At 72.2% G+C, this 17,699-nt stretch carries 20 protein-coding genes; 8 read left to right on the top strand and 12 right to left on the bottom strand.

Features of this window, described 5'->3' with window-relative positions:
* Nucleotides 1–172: 172 nt before the first annotated feature.
* The gene (locus SM793_RS10760; RefSeq protein WP_320437871.1) at nt 173–3,439 is read left to right on the top strand and encodes a putative bifunctional diguanylate cyclase/phosphodiesterase; all 3,267 of its coding nucleotides are present in this window, start codon (nt 173–175) and stop codon (nt 3,437–3,439) included.
* On the opposite strand, the gene SM793_RS10755 is transcribed toward SM793_RS10760, so the two are convergent.
* Nucleotides 3,436–3,804: a helix-turn-helix domain-containing protein gene (locus SM793_RS10755; RefSeq protein WP_320437870.1), complete on the bottom strand. Its 369-nt coding sequence runs from the start codon at nt 3,802–3,804 to the stop codon at nt 3,436–3,438. The two genes, SM793_RS10760 and SM793_RS10755, sit on opposite strands and share 4 nt — an antisense overlap.
* 74 nt (nt 3,805–3,878) lie before the next feature.
* Entirely contained in the window at nt 3,879–4,481 is a 603-nt protein-coding gene (locus SM793_RS10750) for a TetR/AcrR family transcriptional regulator (RefSeq protein ID WP_320437869.1), read from the bottom strand.
* A 94-nt stretch (nt 4,482–4,575) separates the two neighbouring features.
* Between SM793_RS10750 and SM793_RS10745 the strand changes: the two genes are divergently transcribed.
* Nucleotides 4,576–5,613, top strand: a complete 1,038-nt coding sequence (locus SM793_RS10745; RefSeq protein ID WP_320437868.1) for an aldo/keto reductase — start codon at nt 4,576–4,578, stop codon at nt 5,611–5,613.
* Between the two features lie 138 nt (nt 5,614–5,751).
* A complete protein-coding gene (locus SM793_RS10740; protein ID WP_320437867.1) occupies nt 5,752–6,240 on the top strand; it encodes a GNAT family N-acetyltransferase in 489 nt (162 codons plus the stop codon).
* Between the two features lie 161 nt (nt 6,241–6,401).
* Here SM793_RS10740 and SM793_RS10735 read toward each other — a convergent pair whose 3' ends face one another.
* The 5 genes from SM793_RS10735 to SM793_RS10715 form a co-directional block, all read right to left on the bottom strand.
* Nucleotides 6,402–7,376, bottom strand: a complete 975-nt coding sequence (locus tag SM793_RS10735; protein WP_320437866.1) for a DUF4331 family protein — start codon at nt 7,374–7,376, stop codon at nt 6,402–6,404.
* Nucleotides 7,377–7,462: 86 nt separating this feature from the next.
* Complete coding sequence (locus SM793_RS10730) at nt 7,463–8,608, bottom strand: methyltransferase domain-containing protein (RefSeq protein WP_320437865.1); 1,146 nt, start codon at nt 8,606–8,608, stop codon at nt 7,463–7,465.
* Nucleotides 8,605–9,576, bottom strand: a complete 972-nt coding sequence (gene tgmB / locus SM793_RS10725) for an ATP-grasp ribosomal peptide maturase (protein WP_320437864.1) — start codon at nt 9,574–9,576, stop codon at nt 8,605–8,607. Before tgmB ends, SM793_RS10730 begins: the two co-directional genes overlap by 4 nt.
* Nucleotide 9,577: 1 nt before the next feature.
* Nucleotides 9,578–9,838 carry a hypothetical protein gene (locus SM793_RS10720; protein ID WP_320437863.1) on the bottom strand — a complete coding sequence of 87 codons (261 nt, stop codon included), beginning with the start codon at nt 9,836–9,838 and terminating at the stop codon, nt 9,578–9,580.
* 72 nt (nt 9,839–9,910) lie between these two features.
* Nucleotides 9,911–10,738 (bottom strand): helix-turn-helix transcriptional regulator, encoded by an 828-nt coding sequence (locus tag SM793_RS10715; protein WP_320437862.1) that lies wholly within the window; start codon nt 10,736–10,738, stop codon nt 9,911–9,913.
* A 27-nt stretch (nt 10,739–10,765) separates the two neighbouring features.
* Here SM793_RS10715 and SM793_RS10710 point away from each other — a divergent pair, with 27 nt between their 5' ends.
* Nucleotides 10,766–10,954 carry a hypothetical protein gene (locus SM793_RS10710; protein WP_320437861.1) on the top strand — a complete coding sequence of 63 codons (189 nt, stop codon included), beginning with the start codon at nt 10,766–10,768 and terminating at the stop codon, nt 10,952–10,954.
* Nucleotides 10,951–11,385, top strand: a complete 435-nt coding sequence (locus tag SM793_RS10705; protein WP_320437860.1) for an NUDIX domain-containing protein — start codon at nt 10,951–10,953, stop codon at nt 11,383–11,385. The genes SM793_RS10710 and SM793_RS10705 overlap by 4 nt, the downstream gene beginning before the upstream one ends.
* A gap of 69 nt (nt 11,386–11,454) precedes the next feature.
* Here the strand turns inward: SM793_RS10705 and SM793_RS10700 are convergent, their stop codons facing one another.
* The 4 genes from SM793_RS10700 to SM793_RS10685 all read right to left on the bottom strand — a co-directional run bounded on the left by SM793_RS10700 (nt 11,455) and on the right by SM793_RS10685 (nt 14,414).
* On the bottom strand, nt 11,455–12,021 hold the full coding sequence (locus SM793_RS10700; RefSeq protein ID WP_320437859.1) for a DUF3995 domain-containing protein: 567 nt from the start codon (nt 12,019–12,021) through the stop codon (nt 11,455–11,457).
* A 114-nt stretch (nt 12,022–12,135) separates the two neighbouring features.
* Nucleotides 12,136–13,071, bottom strand: a complete 936-nt coding sequence (locus tag SM793_RS10695; protein WP_320437858.1) for a MerR family transcriptional regulator — start codon at nt 13,069–13,071, stop codon at nt 12,136–12,138.
* Nucleotides 13,072–13,104: 33 nt separating this feature from the next.
* A complete protein-coding gene (locus tag SM793_RS10690; RefSeq protein WP_320437857.1) occupies nt 13,105–13,941 on the bottom strand; it encodes a helix-turn-helix transcriptional regulator in 837 nt (278 codons plus the stop codon).
* Nucleotides 13,938–14,414: a DUF6879 family protein gene (locus SM793_RS10685; protein ID WP_320437856.1), complete on the bottom strand. Its 477-nt coding sequence runs from the start codon at nt 14,412–14,414 to the stop codon at nt 13,938–13,940. The genes SM793_RS10690 and SM793_RS10685 overlap by 4 nt, the downstream gene beginning before the upstream one ends.
* A gap of 249 nt (nt 14,415–14,663) precedes the next feature.
* Between SM793_RS10685 and SM793_RS10680 the strand changes: the two genes are divergently transcribed.
* Nucleotides 14,664–15,914, top strand: coding sequence for a sensor histidine kinase (locus SM793_RS10680; RefSeq protein WP_320437855.1), 1,251 nt, complete (start codon nt 14,664–14,666; stop codon nt 15,912–15,914).
* Nucleotides 15,902–16,552 carry a response regulator transcription factor gene (locus SM793_RS10675; protein ID WP_320437854.1) on the top strand — a complete coding sequence of 217 codons (651 nt, stop codon included), beginning with the start codon at nt 15,902–15,904 and terminating at the stop codon, nt 16,550–16,552. The genes SM793_RS10680 and SM793_RS10675 overlap by 13 nt, the downstream gene beginning before the upstream one ends.
* Before the next feature lie 97 nt (nt 16,553–16,649).
* Here SM793_RS10675 and SM793_RS10670 read toward each other — a convergent pair whose 3' ends face one another.
* Nucleotides 16,650–16,958: a hypothetical protein gene (locus SM793_RS10670; protein ID WP_320437853.1), complete on the bottom strand. Its 309-nt coding sequence runs from the start codon at nt 16,956–16,958 to the stop codon at nt 16,650–16,652.
* A gap of 102 nt (nt 16,959–17,060) precedes the next feature.
* Here SM793_RS10670 and SM793_RS10665 point away from each other — a divergent pair, with 102 nt between their 5' ends.
* A complete protein-coding gene (locus SM793_RS10665) occupies nt 17,061–17,633 on the top strand; it encodes a TetR/AcrR family transcriptional regulator (protein WP_320437852.1) in 573 nt (190 codons plus the stop codon).
* Nucleotides 17,634–17,699: the final 66 nt, after the last annotated feature.

The raw sequence follows: 17,699 nt of genomic DNA, 5'->3' as shown, positions 1-17,699 counted from the left end.
AGCGGCAGAATGCTGGGAGGTGCGACATTTCCGACTATACGCACTCAAGGCCCATTTCGAACGTCCGATCGGACCACCCCGGCCCGGCCCGGACGCTCGCGAGCCCCTGCCCGGAAATCCCACCACCCGTCACCACGGGAGGACGGGGTGATGTCGCGGAGGAGGTAGCTCGTTGACACGTCGGCGCCAACGCCTGATGGCCTGTTACCTGGCGTGGATGGTCCTGTTCACCGGCATCTACTACGCCAATCCCTCCCAGCGGATCATCTGGTGGACCGGCATCGGCCTCGGCGGCGTCGCCGCCATCGTGGTCGGCGTCCGCCTCAACCGCCCCTCGCACGCCCGCTACTGGTACCTGCTCGCGCTCGCCAACCTCGGCTTCACGGCGGGCGAGGTGGTCCAGGTCGTCCAGATGCAGTTCCTGCACCTGGGCAGCCCGTTCCCGTCCATCGCCGACGGCTTCTACCTCGCCGAGTACCTGCTGTACGCGGCAGGCGTGTTGGGCTTCATCCGCTGGCGGACCGCGCATCAGGACCGCGCCAGCCTGCTGGACGCGCTCATCCTCACCATGGGCCTGGCGCTGCTGGTCTGGATCTACCTGATCCTCCCCTATGCGCGGAACCCGGACCTCGGCTGGTTCCAGAAGGCCGTCTCGATCGCCTACCCGCTGGGCGACGTCGTGGTGCTGGCCCTGCTGCTCCGCCTGGTCGTACCACGCGGCGGCGTCAGCCGCTCCCTGCAACTGCTCGCCGTCGGCACCGTCGGCCTGCTGGTCTCCGACATCGCCTACGGGCTGATCGTGCTGCACGGCAACTGGCACATCGGCACCCCCGTGGACTTCGGCTGGGCCGCCTTCTACACCGCCTGGGGCGCGGCCGCCCTGCACCCGTCCATGGTCGAGCTGACCAGACCCATCCCCAGTCAGCAGCCGGACCTCAGCCCCGGCCGACTGGCCCTGCTCACCGGGGCCTCACTGATCGCGCCGACCATCCTGATGATCGAGGCCGGCGCGGGCAACACCAGCAACGCCGGGGTGATCGGCGCCTTCTCCGCCCTGATCTACCTGCTCGTGCTCGCCCGGCTGGCGGTCGTGGTGCGTGCCCGCCGGCAGGCCGTCGCCAGGGAACGCGCGCTGCGGGTCGCGGGCTCCGCCCTCACCTCGGCCGTCACCGTGGAGGAGGTCGCCGACGCCGTCCAGGCCGCCGCCTCCACCCTGATGCCGACCGAACCCGGCCATGTCGCGCTGCTCGCCGTCACCGAGGGCGGCGTCCTGCACGTGCGGCACGCCGAGCGCGGCGCCGGCCGCCACCTGCTCGGCGCCGAGCACGACTCCGACGAGGTGCTCGCCCTCGCCGCCTACCGGGAGACCAGGCTGCTGTCCGTCGAGGACGTCGGCAACGACCTCGCCACCCGGCTGAACGGCATGCCGTGCGCCCTGCTGTGCCCGCTCACCCTGGCCGAGCGCCCGTCCGGGGACCCGCTGATCGGCGCCCTCATCGTCACCGGCACCGAGCAGGAGCTGACCAGCCTCTGGGACTCGCTGGAGATCCTGGCCGGCCAGGCCGCCTTCGCCGTCGAGCGCGTCATGCTGAGCCAGGAGATCACCCGGCGGGACAGCGAGGCGTACTTCCGGACCCTGGTGCAGAGCGCCGGCGACGTCATCCTGATCCTCAACTCCGACGACTCCGTCCGCTACGCCTCGGGCGCCTCCGCCGAGCGCGTCCTCGGCTACCCGAGCCTCCCCGGCACCCTGATCACCGACCTCGTCCCGACCGAGGACAGCCGGTCGGTCGGCAAGGCGCTGGCGCGGATGCGCAGCCGGGACGCGGGCCTCCCCGCCGCCCACCCCGCCCGTCCCGGCCGTTCCGGCCGTTCCGGTTCGGACGCCCAGCGCGACCACTGGCGGCTGCTGCGCGCCGACGGCACCCCGATCGAGGTCGAGGTGCACGCCAACGACCTGCGGGCCGATCCGACGGTGGGCGGGCTGGTGCTCACCCTGCGCGACGTCACCGAGCAGCGGCAGATGGAGCGCGAGCTCACCCACCGGGCCTTCCACGACTCGCTGACCGGCCTGGCGAACCGGGTGCTGTTCCTGGACCGGGTGGGCCACGCGCTCTCCCGGGGCGAGCGCAGCGGGGCCGTCACCGGGGTGCTCTTCCTCGACCTGGACGACTTCAAGATGGTCAACGACACCCAGGGGCACGCGGTCGGGGACGAGCTGCTGATCGCCGTCTCGCTGCGGCTGTCGACCGCGCTGCGCAACTCGGACACGGCGGCCCGGTTGGGCGGCGACGAGTTCGCGGTGCTGGTGGAGGACGCGTTGGAGCCGGCCGACGTCGGGGCGCTCGCGGACAACGTGCTGGCGGCGTTCGCCGAGCCGTTCCGGCTGAGCGCGGGCGCGGTGCGGGTGTCGGCCAGCATCGGGGTGGCGACGACGGAGGACAGCGTGGACACCACCGAGCTGCTGAGCCACGCGGACCTGGCCCTGTACTCGGCGAAGTCGGCGGGCAAGCGGCAGTGGTGCCACTACCAGCCGTCGTTGCAGGCGGGGCTGGTGGCCCGGCACGAGCTGAACGAGAACCTGGACACGGCGATCGCCGAGTCCGCGTTCCGCCTGTACTACCAGCCGATCGTCGACCTGGCCTCGGGGGCGCTGGTGGCCTTCGAGGCGCTGGTGCGCTGGCCGCACGACCGGCGCGGCATGGTGCTGCCGGACGAGTTCATCGCCCTCGCCGAGGAGAGCGGCCAGATCGTGCCGCTCGGCGCCTGGGTGCTGGAGCGCGCCGCCCAGGAGACGGCCGTCTGGCACGCCGCCAGCTCCGCCGCCCGCGCCGCCGTCGGCCTGCCGCCGCTGCGGGTCAACGTCAACGTCTCGGCCCGCCAGTTCCGCGACCCGGGCTTCGTGGAGGTGGTGCGCGGCGCGATCCGCTCCTCCGGGGTCCCGCCGCAGTCGCTGGTCCTGGAGCTCACCGAGTCCGTCCTGATGCGCCGGGACGACCGCGTCCACACCGATATGCGCACCCTGGGCGACCTCGGTGTCGGCATCGCGATCGACGACTTCGGCACCGGCTACTCCTCGCTCTCCTACCTGCGCGAGTTCCCGATCTCGATCCTGAAGATCGACAAGTCCTTCATCGACGGCCTCGGCCACTCCCGGCAGCAGTACGCCCTGGTGGAGGGCATCACCAGGATCGCCGACACCCTCGACGTCCAGGTGATCGCCGAGGGCATCGAGCACCCCGAGCAGCGCGACCTCCTCGCCGCCATGGGCTGCCCCCTCGGCCAGGGCTACCTCTTCGCCCGTCCCCTCACCCCCGACCAGGCCCGCGCCTTCATCGACCAGCACACCGCCCCGGTCGCCCCCGTGGGCGAAGCCGCCCCCCTCGACGAACCCGCTGAGCCCGCCGAGCCCGCCGGCTCGACCGGCTCCACCGATTAGGCGGCCGAGCGTCCGGCCCCGGCGGACCCGCCGTCCTCCGGCCGGTCTCCGTGCGGGGAGAAGACGAAGGAGGAGGCGTCCCCGTCGAGGTCGATGGTGAGCCCCGCGTCCAGGGCCCGCGCCAGCCGTCGGAGCAGCGGGAGCGTCGGCAGCGAGTCCCCGCCCTCGATCGTCGAGATCTGCGGCTGCGTCATGCCCGCACGACGGGCCAGTTCCGTCTGCGACAGTCCGAGTTCGGCCCGCCGGTCGTGGACCGCCTGACCGAGCGCGAACGCGTCCCCGGCCTCCACGTAGGCCACCGATTCCTCGACCGTCCCAGCCAGGAGCTTCCTGGTCCGCCGGGTCCTCCACTCGCTGTGGTTCACGGTTCCTCCTTGGTCCGGTTGTATCCGTGCTCGGCGGGGCCGTGCCGGGCCTTCTCTGTATACCCGTGCCGGGGTCAGGTGCGGCGGAAGGTCCCCGCGTGGGCGGCGGCGAGGGTGGCGGCGGCGGCGCGGTCGGCGGTGGCCTCGTCGAGGGGGTCGGGGGTGGTGAGCATCCGGTAGTAGAGGGGTGCGGAGACGGCGCGGACGACTTCGGCGGGGTCGGTGTCCGGCGGGAGTTCGCCCCGGTCGACGGCTTCGGTGACGCACGGGGCCCACTCCTCCACCCGGGCGCGGTAGAAGCGGTGCAGGGCCTCGGCGGCGTCGCGGTCGCAGGCTGCGGCGACGAGGACGGCGCGGAAGAGGGCGCCCTGCCGGGGGTCGGCGAGGGTGCGGGCGACGAGGCGGGCGTTGGTGCGGAGGTCCTCGGCGAGGGAGCCGGTGCGGGCGCGCGGGAGGGACTGTTCGGCCATGTCGGTGAGCAGGTCGGCGAGCAGGGCGCCGACCGTGCCCCAGCGCCGGTAGACGGTGGTGCGGCCGACCTCGGCGCGGCGGGCGACGTCGCCGAGGTCGAGTCCGGCGAAGCCGACCTCCACCAGGGCGTCCTCGGCGGCCTTGAGGACGGCGGTCCGGACGCGGGCGGTCCGGCCGCCGGGGCGCTGCATGTCCGATGCTGTCATTAACGGGATTCCTGTTCCATTAGCGAGCGCGGCGGTGCTAGGGTCGAGACATCTTAACGGCACAGAAGTCCCGTTAGCGAAAGGAACGCCTCTCATGGAGTACCGCCGCCTCGGCGCGTCCGGCCTCACCGTCCCCGCGCTCTCCCTCGGCACCGGCACCTTCGGTGGCCGTGGCCCGCTGTTCGGCGCCTGGGGCACCACCGACACCCAGGACGCGCGCCGCCTGCTGGACATCGCCATCGACGCCGGAGTCACCCTGTTCGACACCGCCGACGTCTACTCCGACGGCGCCTCCGAGGAGGTCCTCGGCCAGGCGATCAAGGGCCGCCGCGACCAGGTGCTGATCTCCACCAAGGCCGGCCTGCCCACCGGCGACGGCCCCAACGACGCCGGCACCTCCCGCGCCCGCCTCACCACCGCCGTCGACGCCGCCCTGCGCCGCCTCGGCACCGACTACCTCGACCTCTTCCAGCTGCACGCCTTCGACGCCGCCACCCCCGTCGAGGAGGTGCTCGGCGCCCTGGACGAGCTGGTCCGGGCCGGCAAGGTCCGCTACACCGGCGTGTCCAACTTCTCCGGCTGGCAGCTGATGAAGTCGCTCGCCGCCGCCGACCGCGACGCCCGCCCCCGCTACGTCGCCCACCAGGTCTACTACTCCCTCGTCGGTCGTGACTACGAGTGGGAGCTGATGCCGCTCGGTCAGGACCAGGGCGTCGGCGCACTGGTGTGGAGCCCGCTCGGCTGGGGCCGCCTCACGGGGAAGATCCGCCGCGGCACCCCGGTCCCGCCCGGCAGCCGCCTGCACGACACCGCCGACTACGGCCCGCCGGTGGAGGACGAGCTGCTGTACGACGTGGTGGACGCGCTGGACGCGATCGCCGCCGAGACCGGGCGCACCGTCCCCCAGGTCGCGATCAACTGGCTGCTGCGCCGCCCCACCGTCTCGTCCGTCATCATCGGCGCCCGCAACGAGGAGCAACTGCGCCAGAACCTCGGCGCGGTCGGCTGGGAGCTGACGGCGGAGCAGGTCGCCCGGCTGGACGCGGCCAGCGTCCGCACCGCGCCGTACCCCTACTTCCCGTACCGCCGCCAGGAGGCCTTCGCCCGGCTGAACCCGCCGCTCGCGGGGTGAGGAGCCGATTGCGGGTTGAGCGGGGTCGCGGGACGGGACGGGACGGGCGCGGCACCGGGCGCGGCACCGCGCGCGGCACCGGGCGCGGGCGCGTAAACCACTTGTCCCCGCAGGTGGGGGCGGTGCATGGTCGGTGCCATGATCGAACTGCGCGAGCTGACCTCCGACGACTGGCCGCTCTTCCGGGAGCTGCGCCTCACCGCCCTGGCCGAGGCCCCGTACGCCTTCGGCTCCACCCTCGCCGCCTGGCAGGGCGAGGGCGACCGGGAGGAGCGCTGGCGTTCGAGGCTGGAGATCCCCGGTGCCCTCGACCTCGTCGCCCTCGTGGACGGCGAGCCCGTCGCGATGGCCACCGGGGTGCCGGACGGCGGCCACGCGGAGCTGATCTCGATGTGGGTCGGCCCGAAGGCGCGCGGCCGGGGTGTCGGCGCCCGGCTGATCGCCGAGATCGAGGGATGGGCGGCCCGGCAGGGCTTCGCCGCGCTGCGCCTCGCCGTGATGCCGCACAACCCCCACGCCATCGCCCTCTACGAGCGCGTCGGCTTCACCGACACCGGAGAGCCGGGCGACCTGCTGCCGGACGGCGTCTCCCGTGAGTTGGTGCTGGCCAAGCCGCTGTCCCCCTGAGTACCTGCGGCACCGGGCTACCAGCTCCCAGCTCCCTCGACTCCCTTGTGTTCCACCTCCCACCAGGCCCTGGCGGGAGCGGGAACCCGAGCGCCCCCGGCCGCTCGCGGCCGGGGGCGTGTGCGCGCGGGGGCGGGTGCGCGCGGGGCGTGTACGCGCGGCTAACCCTCCGGGGGGACGGGGTGGGGGTGGCCGAGGTGGGGGAAGGTCGGGAGCAGGTCGGTGTGCGGGGGGATGTGGTCGCTCGCGATCTTCCCGCCGGAGACCATGGCGAGCCGGGCGGAGGTCACGTCGTCGGTGAGGGTGCGGCCGTTGGGGTAGGCGGCCGGGCGGGAGCGGTCGTAGCGGAGGATGTCGGGCAGGACCAGCCGCAGCGTCTCGGTGGCGGCGTCGGCGGTGTAGCCGCCGGTGTGCTGGAGGACGGCCGTCCACGGCTCCCGGTACTTCGCCCAGTCGTCGGCCGGCTCACCGGCGTTGTACGCGTCCTTCACCTCCTCCGCGTTGAAGTACGCGGTGAGGGAGGGGTGGGCGCCCCGGTCGACGGAGAGCAGTTGGCCGTCCTGGTGCAGGCCGACCCGCGCCCACACGCCGATCTCCGGCTCCGGCCCGAGGTCGGCGTCCGGCACTTCGAGGGCGATGCCGAAGATGTTGGCCTCCGCCATGGCGTCCTTGCCGGTCCAGGTGAAGTCGTTGACGATGCCTTCCAGGTCGGCGAAGAAGGGGTCGCTGCGCAGCCCGACGGAGACCTTGCGCCCGTCGGCCTCGGCGACGTCCGGGGTGCTGCCGAAGGCCACCGGGACATCGGCGAACAGCACCTCGCCGGTGGCCTCGTGCTTGCGCGCGGCCTCGCCGGTGGCGCGGCGGACGGTCATGCTCTGGGCGCCGTCGGCGGGCGCGGAGAAGGTGAAGGAGTAGGCGACGTCGGCCTGGTGGTCGCCGTCGTTGTCGATGTTGATCCGGTAGACGGCGTCCGGGTGGAACTCCGCACCGCCGGTCGGGGCGTAGGGGTTGACGTTCATGATCAGGACGGTCCGGCCGGGGGTGTCGGCGGCCGGGAAGGCGAACAGGTCGGTGAGGTCGAGCCGGGCGTCGCCGCGCGGGGAGCGGAGGTTCGGTCCGCTGAGGTGGTGGGACATGGCCGAACAGCTACCAGTACCCGCCGGGGCGGCGCCGGAGGACACCCGGCTGCGGGGCGACTGTCCACCGATCGGCGGCACCGCGCTCAGAGCAGCCAGGACGTCGTCCCGCCGTCGGGCGCGGTGAAGCCGACCGTCTGCGGGCCGTCGGCGCGGACGGTCAGCGTGAGCCACTCGCGGCGGGGGCGGTGGTGGCTCCGCCAGCCGGTCCAGGCGGACTCGACGAGCTGCCAGAGGTCCCGCGGCCCGCTCGTGGTGACGGCGGACGGGCGGCCGGGGTGGTCCCGGTGGTCGTCGACGTGGGCGGTCGAGCCGTCCGCCGGGTCGTGCAGGGTGCCGCCGTCCCGGAGGACGGTCCGGGGCAGGCAGAGCCCGGCCCAGAACGAGAAGGCGTGGTCGTCCAGGACGCGGGCGCCGACGACGCTCGTCCGACGCCGGCCCGTGACCTGCGCCGTGACCTGCGCCGGGATCTTCCCGGGTTCCGCCGCGGCGTCCGCCCGCAGGGGCATGAACGCGGCGGGCCGGTGCAGGAACCGGCCCGCCGCACCGCCGCCGGGCAGCTTGGTGAGGCAGGCGACCGCGCCGCCGCCGAGCGCGTTGCCGATCGGCGCGACGATCACCCCGCCGGTCACGCACTGCTCCAGCCACGCCGGGGGGACGCGGCGGACGGCGCAGGTGGCGATGATCCGGTCGAACGGCCCGCCCGCCGGGGGCGTGCCCGCACCGTCGGCCCGCAGGACGGCGGGCTCGAAGCCGACCTCCCGCAGCCGCTCCCGCGCCGCGTCCACCAGGCGCGCGGTGCGGTCGACGGTGGTGACGCCCCCGGCGCCCGCGAGGTGGCAGAGCAGCCCGGCGTTGTACCCGGTGCCGGTCCCGACCTCCCACACCCGGTTGCCGGGCCGGACGTCGAGCGCGTCCAGCATCTCCGCCATCAGCCCGGGCGCGGTGGAGGAGGAGGTCGCCTCCCCGGCGACCCCGCCCTCCGGCGCGTCCTCGGCGCGCACCCCGTCCACCTCGGTCACCAGCACCTCGTCCGCGTACACGGCCCGCAGCCACGCCGGCCCGGGGCCGCGCGTCGGAACGTACTTCGCACCGTCACGCCGGTAGAAGGCCGGGACGAACGGATGCCTCGGCACGTTGAGAAAGGCTTCGACCACCCGGGAGGAGAGCACGGACGCCCCCCGCTCGACCTCCCGGGCCAGCCGGATCCTCGCTTCGAGTTCCGCGGTCATGTGCTGCTTCCTTCCAGGTAGTCGCAGATGGCAGCGGTGATGGGCAGCCCCGTCGCCTGCTCGACGAACCCGTACTGCCCGTTGGGGTTGACCTCCAGGAACACCCATTCGCCGGAGGGCGTGACGACGAAGTCGAACGCCCCGTACGGCAGCCCGAGTTGCTCCAGTACGCGGTGCACACCCGCCGCCACAGCGCGCGGCGGCTCGCACACGCGGTAGTCCAGGCTGTCGTAGTCGCTGCGCCAGTCCACCCGGGCGGCGGCCGAGCCCGCGTGGATCTCGGCGGCGAACAGCCGCCGCGCGACCGCTGTGAGCCGGACCTCGTACGCCTTGGGCACCCATTCCTGGAACAGGTGCGCGGTCGTGGCGATCGACGGATGCCCGAGGTCCTCCGGCCGGAGCAGGCTCGCGTAGACCGCGACCGACTGCCCGCCGACCGTCCCCCGGACCGGGGTGAACGGCTTGTAGACGACCGGCCCGCCGATCCCCTCGGCGAACTCCGCTGCGGAACCGGGGCAGTTGGTAATCAGCGTGCGGGGGACGCGCAGCCCGGACTCCGCCGCCACTCGTAGTTGCAGCGGCTTGGACTCGGCCTCGGCGGCCCGGCCCGGCGGCGGGAGCCACCGGGCCGGCAGCGCCGCCAGCAGGCCGCCGAAGCCGCGCCGGGCTTCGGCGGCCGCCACCGCCCGGGCCTCCGCGGGGAGTTCGGGAGGAAAGTCGGACGGGGTCGGGCGGCGGTAGTAAACGGATCGGACTGCGGCGAGGTCCAGCACGCGGTGGCCGGTGGCGACCGTCCCGTGCCACCCGGTCGGTCCGTCGAGGCCGGCCGCGACGGCCAGCCTCGACGGGAACCATGCCGTGTCCGCCCGGAAGACCGGCACCGCACGCCGGTTGAGTTCCTCGATCACCAGATCGGCGGTCGGGTCGAACGTCCCCGTGATCACGAGAACGGCTCCGGAGTCGGACATCTCAGTCGTTGCTGCTTCCGGGATCGTCCGGCGCGTCCATCTCACCGGAGGGCTGCGTCGGACCGTAGGTCTTCGGCGGGTTGCTGGTCATGTAGACGCCGGGCGGCAGGCCCGCGTAGGTGCAGGTCTGCGTCACCTCGTCGTACCCGAGGTCGGACGCGAGGATGCCTCCGGCGCCCGTGACCGGGCTCAGGAACCTGAACGCGAACGGACGCTCCGGGCCGACCAGTTCGTCCAGCACCGGCAATACTGCGGTGGACATGGATCTCCCTCACCTTCTGCCCGCCGAATTCCGGCGGGCGGGCTCCACGGTAGGGGTGGATCCGAGGGGGAATCAGGAGGTTTCCCGTTGCCGCAAGAACTCGTCCCGGAGGTGCGCGAGCATTTCGCGCATCGCATCGCCATCCAGGGACACCTGCTCGAATCGGCGGAAGCGCGCCAGATAGAGGTCCACGTCCTTGGGATCGGTGGTGGAGATCTCGGCGTGCGGGATCTCCACAATGACCAGCCGATTGTCGTAGACGATGAAGGAGGAGGAACTGACCTCCGTCATGCGTGCGGAGAGCGGAACAACTCCGATATGCACGTTCGGAAGCCGGGACAGGGCCATGATCCTGTCGATCTGCACCGCCATCTGCGCGGGCGGGACGATCAGCCAGCGCAGGACGGACTCGGTGATCAGGTAGCGGAAGGACTTCCGCGCATCGAAGAGCACCGACTGCCGTTCGAGCCGGGCCGCCACGGTGCGCGCCAGGACATCGGGCGTGAGCCCTTTGGGGGCGAGGACGGCCCGTACGTACTCCGGGGTCTGGCAGAGACCGGGGACGCAGGAGGGTTGGAAGACCCGCTGCACCGCCGTCTCCGCCTCGACCGCGCGGATGCTGTCCTGGTGATGGTGGAACCCCGCTCGCCGGAGGAACCGCCAGGCAACGGTCTCGGTAGCCTCCCGGCGGGCCATCTCGACGAGATCGGCACGCACGGCGTCGGGAACGCCGATGGCGGAGAGGATCCGCTCGACGTCGATGGTGGAGGGCGTGGTTCTGCCGGTCTCGATCCTGCTCAGCTGGGACGGCGACATGGCGGCGCCACGGGCGACCGCCTTGGCCTCTTTCCCCGCCGCCTGACGGAGCTTCCGCAATGCGCCGCCTATGTCGATCGTCATGCTGGTCGATGTTCCCGATTCCCGCCCATGGGTGGCAAGCGCGGCGCCTTGCGGGAACGCGAAATCGGGGCGGTGCACAGGAAGTCGGGCGGGCCGACTTCCTGGAGGTCGCCGAGCAAGCTTCCGGTCTGGCATCGTGAGCAGGATCTGGAGCCGGCCGGGCAGTACGCCCGCGCGGCCATGAAGATCAGCGACCATCACAAGGAGCTGCTGTGACCGTCACCTCTCCCGAGTTCGTGGCCGGCCTGGCGGCCGATGCCTCGGCCGCCGGCATCACCGGCTTCGTCGCCGCCGCCGTGATCAGCCACGACGGGCGGGTCCTGCTCCTGCGCCGTAACCCCGATGACTACATGGGTGGCCTGTGGGAGGTCCCCTCCGGGAGGGTCGAGGCCGGGGAGACCATCCTGGATGCCCTGCGTCGTGAGACGAATGAGGAGACTGGCCTGACCATCAGCCAGGTAATCGGTTATATCGGTCACTTCGACTACGGGAACAGCTACGGCGGCACCACCCGCCAGTTCAACTTCGCCGTCACCGTGGAGAAGACCGAGCCGATCGTCCTGACCGAGCATGACGCCCACCAGTGGGCCCAGCCCGACAAGCTGCCCGAAGTCAGCGACGCGGTCCGCAGGCTGCTCACCTCCTGAGCCGGAGCCGGTGTGAAGGGCAAGACCGGGGCGGTGCGCAGGAAGTCGGGCGGGCCGACTTCCTGCGGGTCAGCCGATGCCGGTGGCGGTGGAGGCCAGGGAGAGGAGGAGGGCTCCGGTGGCGCCGAGGGTGGCGCGGATTCGGGCGGGGCGGGGGTCGGGGTGGTGGCGGAGGTAGTGGGCGGTCGCGGCGGCGAAGGCGAGGCCGCCGGCGATGAACCACGGGCCCCACAGGTAGAGGTACCAGTGGGTGAGGCCGAGGAGGTCGGCGTCGACGGCGCTGGCGCCGGTCTCGACGAGGATGCCGTGGACGACGAAGAGGCCGCCGTGCCAGAGGAGGAGGACCGCCCCGCCGCCGCCGCAGAACACCAGGGCGCGGCCGGTCAGACGGCCCCGGAGGCGCGTCAGGCCGATGCCGATGGCCGCCCCGAGGAGCTTGAGGAAGCCCGTCACCCACAGGACGGCCAGGAACCACGGCACCCGGTCCTGGGCGAGCCGCACCAGTTCGGGCGCCACGGTCGACCGCGCGCCGAAGGTGCTCCCCATCGCCCAGAGGAAGCTCGGCACCGCGAACAGCACCCCCCACACCGCTACGGCGTACCCCCACCGCGTGCCCGTACCGCTCTTGATCGACATGACTCCACCGTGGCAGGACGGCGGCGGAGGGGGGTCGTCCCCGTGGATGATCCCCCTCCCCCGTGGGAGGCATACCGCCCCGCGTGGGAGCCACACCGCCCCGCGCGGGAGCCGCTACGAGCTTCGGGCGCGCAGGGCGTCCGTGAACCAGCCGAACACCGGCGCCAGGCCGGCCTGGACGGGCCACCCGTTGATGACGGACAGCAGGTGCCAGTAGCGCTCCGCACGCGGGTCGCCGGCGATCTCCAGGCGGGCCAGCAGCCAGAGCCGCAGGTCCGCGTCGTCGGCGCGGTCGAAGGTCTGCGCGTAGCGCGCGGTCAGGGCGTCGACGACGGCCGCGGCCTCGGGCGAGGCCGGAGCGAGACCGGCCTCGAGCGCGCGGCCGACCTGGTCGCGGACGGCCTCGGTGAGGTCGTGGTGCAGGCCGGTGCGGTCGCCCCGGGCGCGTTCGGCCGCCTGGTACTCCGCCATGCGGCGGACGGCGGCACGGAAGTCCGGGTCCTGGGTGAGTTCGGCGAGTTCCACCCAGGCTTCGACCTGCTCGGGTCCGGGGTCGTCCGGCAGTTCGGGCATGGCCGAGCGCATCATGTCGACGAACTCGGCGTTGGCGTCGAGCCCGCCGAAGGTGTCGTCGATGAAGTCCGTGATCAGGCGTCGGCGTTCGTCGTAGGAGAGCTTTGCGAGCTTGTGCATGAGGTCCATTTCCTCGGGAGTGGAATCGCGTTCGGCCACCGCGCGCAGCACCGCGCGCCGCAGGCGGAGGACGCGGATCTGCACCTCCAGGGCGTCGGCGTGCGCCGCCGCGACCTCGGCCACCGAGACCTCGCGGTCCAGCACCCGCCGGACTACGGCGAGGTCGAGGCCGAGTTCGCGCAGGGTGCGCACCAGGTCGAGGCGCGCGAGCGCGCCGAGGTCGTAGAGCCGGTAGCCGGCCGCGCTGCGGTCGGTCGGCGGCACGATCCCGGAATCCGACCAGAACCGGATGGTCTTGACCGTCAGCCCGGTGCGCCGGGCCAGGTCGCCGATCGTGAAGAGCGTGTCCCCGTCCATGCCCCTACTCTCGCGTCTCCCCCCACGGGAGACTCAAGCCCCTACCGAGCCGCGCAGGTAATCGTCCCTGACGCCTTCGACGGCAACGCGCATCGGGTCGTCGTGGACGGCCGCGGCGGCGAAGCGGTCGAAGGTCTCCCGGTAGGCCCTGAGGTCCTTGGGGTCCCGGGTGGTGATCTCCGAGTGGAACGTCTCCACGATGGCGAGGCGGTCGTCGTGAAGGCTGAAGCAGGTCATCGGGAAGTCGGGCATCCGAGCGTCCTGGAGGAGCAGGCCGACGGCCACGTTGGGAAGGCGGGAGAGCGAGACGAGCCGGTCCAATTGCCCGACCATGACCGTCGCGTCGCAGACTCTCCACCGCAGCACGTGCTCGCAGATCAGGAAGTGGAAGGAGCGGCTCTGGTCGTGGAGTGCCTGCTGCCGGGCCAGCCGGGCGGCGGCGGTCCTGATCCGCGATTCCTCCGACAGGTCGGGCAGGAGGTCGAAGACCGCCGAGATGTACTCCGGCGTCTGGAGCAGCCCGGGAACCAACTGTCCCTGGAAGAGCCTCAGCTCGGTCGTGCGCTGCTCGATGGCCTGGATCGCCTGCTGGTGCTTCCAGAACCCCGTGCGGTGGATGAGCCGCCAGGCGGTCGCCTCCGTGACGGCGACACGAGCCTGTTCGAGGAACTGCTCCTTGGCCGCTTCGGACACACCGAGTGCCGTGAGGACGAGGTCGACATCCACGACGCTCGGGAGCACCTTCCCGTGCTCGATCCTGCTCAACTTGCCCGGAGACATGGAAGCCCTACGGGCCACGGTCTCCCCGGTGAGTTCCGAGGCATGACGCAGGGCTCGTAGGGCCTTTCCGATGTCTTCGGCAGTACTCAAGGCCGGTGCTGCCGCCAGTACTCGGCGAAGGGGACCGCGTTCGTCTCGGCGATCCGCTGGTAGCGGCGGTATTCGGGGGTGGCTTCCGCGGGGAGGTGTTCGGCCCCGGTGAATCTGCCGTCCGCCGTGTAGTGCATGCGGTAGGCGTCAGTGTCGTCGAAGAGCCAGAAGTCGTGGTCAGGCAGCCCGGCCACCGGACGGGCTGCCCGGTCGATGATGCCGATGGTCTCGCCCGCCGCGATGTTCCCCGGGTAGGCGGAGAGTTCGTACCGCAGGTAGTCGGTCAGGGGCGAGGCGAGGACGTGGACGCGGGCCACGGTCTCGCCCTGGGGAAGGTCGATCTGGGCGAGCTGCTCGGGGTCGGTGACCACGTAACCCTGCACGAGGAAGGCGGTGTTGTCCTCCGTCTCCCACAGCGTCGGGCAGGTGCCGCTCTTGCAGTCCGAGTCGCCGGACAGTTTGCGAAGAGCCACTGTTCCTCCTCGTTCTGTTGTCGGGTCGATGGTTCATGCTCATCCTGCCGAAAGGCAAGGGGCCGCGCTTTCCACTACGGGAAAGCGCTGAGCAATGGCTCTGGTCGGGGACGGCTGATCAGGTGGCCAGGGCCGGGGCGCTGTCCGCCCTCGGGCCAGGAGCAAGGTCCACACCTGGTACTAGGTTCACCATGAAATCGGGTACAGGTTTCATGGCATCACCCTGCTGCGGTGCCCTAGCGTCGTGCCATGACGATTCCAGCTGGACTGAGACGCACGGTCCTCCGGGCGCGGCGGGACACCGGCTTTCTTGCCGCCGGTGTGCTGCCGCACCTGGCGCTGGTGCCCGTGTGGGCCTGGGCGGCGACGACTGCCGCCAGGACGGGGGACTGGCTCCTTCCGGTTTCCGTGTCGGCCGTCCTGGTCCTGCTCTGCACCCCGGGGCTGACGGGCGTTCAGCGGGCTCGCTACCGGGTGCTCATCGGTGTGGACGTCCCCCGGCCCGACCCCACCGGGCCGGCGCCACGGACGTGGGCCTCGACCGCCCGGTGGCTCGCGGCGGTGCGGCCCTGGCGCAAGATCGGCTACCACCTCCTGCTGGCTCCGCTGCTCGCGCTGCTGGAGCTGCTGGTGCTCGCGGCGGCAGCGGCGTGCCTGGCGGGCGTCATCGCCTTCGCCGGGTCATGGACGCTGCCGGCCGGATTCCGCCGGGACTGGTTCGGCCACCTGAACCAGCTGCCGGCCTACACGGCGGCGGCCGGGCTCATCCTCCTGTGCGGCCTGCCCTGGACGGCGCGGGCAGTAGCCCGGGCCGAGGCGCGGCTGGCGTTGGGCCTGCTCGGGCCCAGTCGGGCGCAGCGGCTCCAGGAGCGGGTCGATCAGCTGGCCGTGAGCCGGACGGACTTGATCGAGGCCGTCGACGCGGAGCGCCGCCGGATCGAGCGCGACCTGCACGACGGCACCCAGCAGCGGTTGGTGTCGCTCGCGGTCAACCTGGGTCTGGCCATTGCCACCCGGCCGGACCTGCCGGGTGATGCCCGCGAGGTCCTCGCGGGGGCGCATCTGGAGGCGAAGGAGGCGATCGCCGAACTCAATGACCTGGTGCGGGGGCTGCATCCGGCCGTGCTCGAGGACCGAGGTCTGGACGCGGCGCTGTCCGGGCTGGCCGCCCGCACGCCGCTGCCGGTGCGGCTGCGGGTCGACCTGGAGGAGCGGGTGGCGCCCCACGTGGAGTCGGTCGCGTACTTCGTGATCTCCGAGGCGCTGACCAATACGACGAAACACGCCCACGCGCTGCAGGCGGAGGTGATAGTCCGCCAGGTCGGCGAGGTGCTGCGAGTGCGCGTCACCGACGACGGGCTGGGCGGTGCCGACGCCGCCGCCGGCACGGGGCTGACCGGGCTGGCCAAGCGGGTCGGCTCCCTCGACGGGGCCTTCCACGTCAGCAGCCCCGTCGGCGGGCCCACCACCATCACCGCGGAGCTGCCGTGCGCGCGGTGATCGCCGAGGATTCGGTGTTGTTGCGGGTCGGCCTGATCAAGGTGCTGGAGATGGGCGGGTTCCAGGTCGCCGCGGAAGCCGGCGACGCGGAGGGGCTGTTGGCGGCGGTGGCGGAGCACCGGCCCGATCTCGCCCTGATCGACGTCCGGATGCCGCCCGGCTTCACGGACGAGGGGGTGCGGGCGGCGATGGAGATCCGTCGGCGCTGGCCGGGGACGGCGGTGGTGCTGCTCTCGCAGTACGTGGAGGAGCGGTACGCGGCCGACCTGCTGTCCGCGAACACCAGCGGTGTGGGCTATCTGCTCAAGCAGCGGGTCGCCGATGTCGCCGACTTCGTGGCGGCGGTCCGGCGGGTGGCGGACGGGGGTATGGCCCTGGACCCGCAGGTCGTGGCCCAGTTGCTGCTGCGGCGCGACAGCGACCCGCTCGCGCGGCTGACCCCCCGCGAGCGGGAGGTGCTCGGCCTGATGGCCGAGGGCCGCTCCAATGCCGGCATCGCGCAGGCGCTGGTGGTCAGCGAGAGCGCCGTGGCAAAACACATCAACAACATCTTCGCCAAGCTCGACCTGCCCGTGGTCGACGCGGACCACCGCCGCGTCCTGGCCGTGCTGCGGTTCCTCGGAGCGTCCCGGGCCTGACCTTCCCGTCCGTGATCACGATCCACGGCTGGAGCATCGGGGCGACGGCCCTGCCCGCGCCCCCACCCTGGGTGGCGCGGGCGCGGGCGGGGGCGTGTCAGCTGTAGTAGGGCGAGTCCAGGTCGACGCTGGCCTCCTTGACGACCTCACCGTCGAACAGGCGCGTCGTCGCCGGGGAGCCGGCCCGGCGAGCCTCCTCGGCGAAGGGGCCCTGGGCGAAGGCCAGGGCGTTCTCGGCGCTGTCGAACTCGTAGAAACCGCCGATGCTGTGGGTGCCGATCCCGGACAGCCAGGTCTTGCGGATCAGGCCCGGTGCGGTCTTCAAGGACGCGTTGACCTGCTGCCAGTCGAACTGGTCGAACGGAACCGCTGCCTGGATCTCGGTGTAGAGAAACGCCTTGCCCATCACGAACCTCCGATTGCGGGGCCTGTGCGGCCACTCACTAGTACGTGCGTCCTAGTGACCCGAGCTTGGAGTAGGATGCACGTACTAGTCAAGGGGGTAGTGATGGCCGCGGACACCAAGTCCCGCATGATCGGCGCCGCGATCGGGCTGCTGCAGCGCCACGGCCTGGCCGCGATGTCCTTCACCGAAGTCCTGGCGGAGAGCGGTGCCGCGCGCGGGGCGATCTACCACCACTTCCCCGGCGGCAAGCAGCAACTCGCACTCGAAGCCGCCCGCCAGAACGCGGCGGACATCCGCGGTCACCTGCACGAACTGCCGGACCGCACACCGCGCGAGGTGGTGGAGGCGTTCCTCGGCAACGTCCGCCCGGTGGTGGAGGCGTCGGCCAGGGGCGGCGGTTGCGCGGTGGCGGCGGTCACCATCGACGGCGGAGCGGCCATCGCCGACCAGGGCAGCCTGCTGGCGGTCGCGGCCGAAGGATTCGCCGGCTGGGTCGGCGAACTCACCGGGAAACTCACCCACGCCGGACTGAGTGAGCCCCGGGCCGCCGACCTGGCCACCCTCATGGTGGTCACGCTCGAAGGCGCCCACGTCCTCTGCCGGGCGGCGGGCAGCGTCGCGCCCTTCGACCGGGCCGCCGCAGCCGTGCTGTCCACCGTCCCGGACCCGGACTGACCCGGGCGCGATCATGGTGGAGCCCGACCCGGACGAGGAGAGCGCCCAACCCAGCGCCGTGATTCC

The sequence above is a fragment of the Kitasatospora purpeofusca genome (assembly GCF_034043715.1).
In the GTDB taxonomy this organism is placed as follows: Bacteria; Actinomycetota; Actinomycetes; order Streptomycetales; family Streptomycetaceae; genus Kitasatospora; species Kitasatospora purpeofusca_A.
The sequence above is the reverse complement of the archived record's forward strand: the minus strand, read 5'-3'. Positions and strand labels throughout refer to the sequence as shown.

Bases quoted from the DNA above. Each gene is read 5' to 3' on its own strand.
- SM793_RS10670 (WP_320437853.1), bottom strand. From the start codon at position 16,958: ATGGGCAAGGCGTTTCTCTACACCGAGATCCAGGCAGCGGTTCCGTTC.
- SM793_RS10720 (WP_320437863.1), bottom strand. From the start codon at position 9,838: ATGTCCACCGCAGTATTGCCGGTGCTGGACGAACTGGTCGGCCCGGAG.
- SM793_RS10745 (WP_320437868.1), top strand. From the start codon at position 4,576: ATGGAGTACCGCCGCCTCGGCGCGTCCGGCCTCACCGTCCCCGCGCTC.
- SM793_RS10750 (WP_320437869.1), bottom strand. From the start codon at position 4,481: ATGACAGCATCGGACATGCAGCGCCCCGGCGGCCGGACCGCCCGCGTC.
- tgmB (WP_320437864.1), bottom strand. From the start codon at position 9,576: ATGTCCGACTCCGGAGCCGTTCTCGTGATCACGGGGACGTTCGACCCG.
- SM793_RS10730 (WP_320437865.1), bottom strand. From the start codon at position 8,608: ATGACCGCGGAACTCGAAGCGAGGATCCGGCTGGCCCGGGAGGTCGAG.
- SM793_RS10700 (WP_320437859.1), bottom strand. From the start codon at position 12,021: ATGTCGATCAAGAGCGGTACGGGCACGCGGTGGGGGTACGCCGTAGCG.
- SM793_RS10710 (WP_320437861.1), top strand. From the start codon at position 10,766: ATGGGTGGCAAGCGCGGCGCCTTGCGGGAACGCGAAATCGGGGCGGTG.
- SM793_RS10715 (WP_320437862.1), bottom strand. From the start codon at position 10,738: ATGACGATCGACATAGGCGGCGCATTGCGGAAGCTCCGTCAGGCGGCG.
- SM793_RS10740 (WP_320437867.1), top strand. From the start codon at position 5,752: ATGATCGAACTGCGCGAGCTGACCTCCGACGACTGGCCGCTCTTCCGG.
- SM793_RS10665 (WP_320437852.1), top strand. From the start codon at position 17,061: ATGGCCGCGGACACCAAGTCCCGCATGATCGGCGCCGCGATCGGGCTG.
- SM793_RS10695 (WP_320437858.1), bottom strand. From the start codon at position 13,071: ATGGACGGGGACACGCTCTTCACGATCGGCGACCTGGCCCGGCGCACC.
- SM793_RS10735 (WP_320437866.1), bottom strand. From the start codon at position 7,376: ATGTCCCACCACCTCAGCGGACCGAACCTCCGCTCCCCGCGCGGCGAC.
- SM793_RS10680 (WP_320437855.1), top strand. From the start codon at position 14,664: ATGACGATTCCAGCTGGACTGAGACGCACGGTCCTCCGGGCGCGGCGG.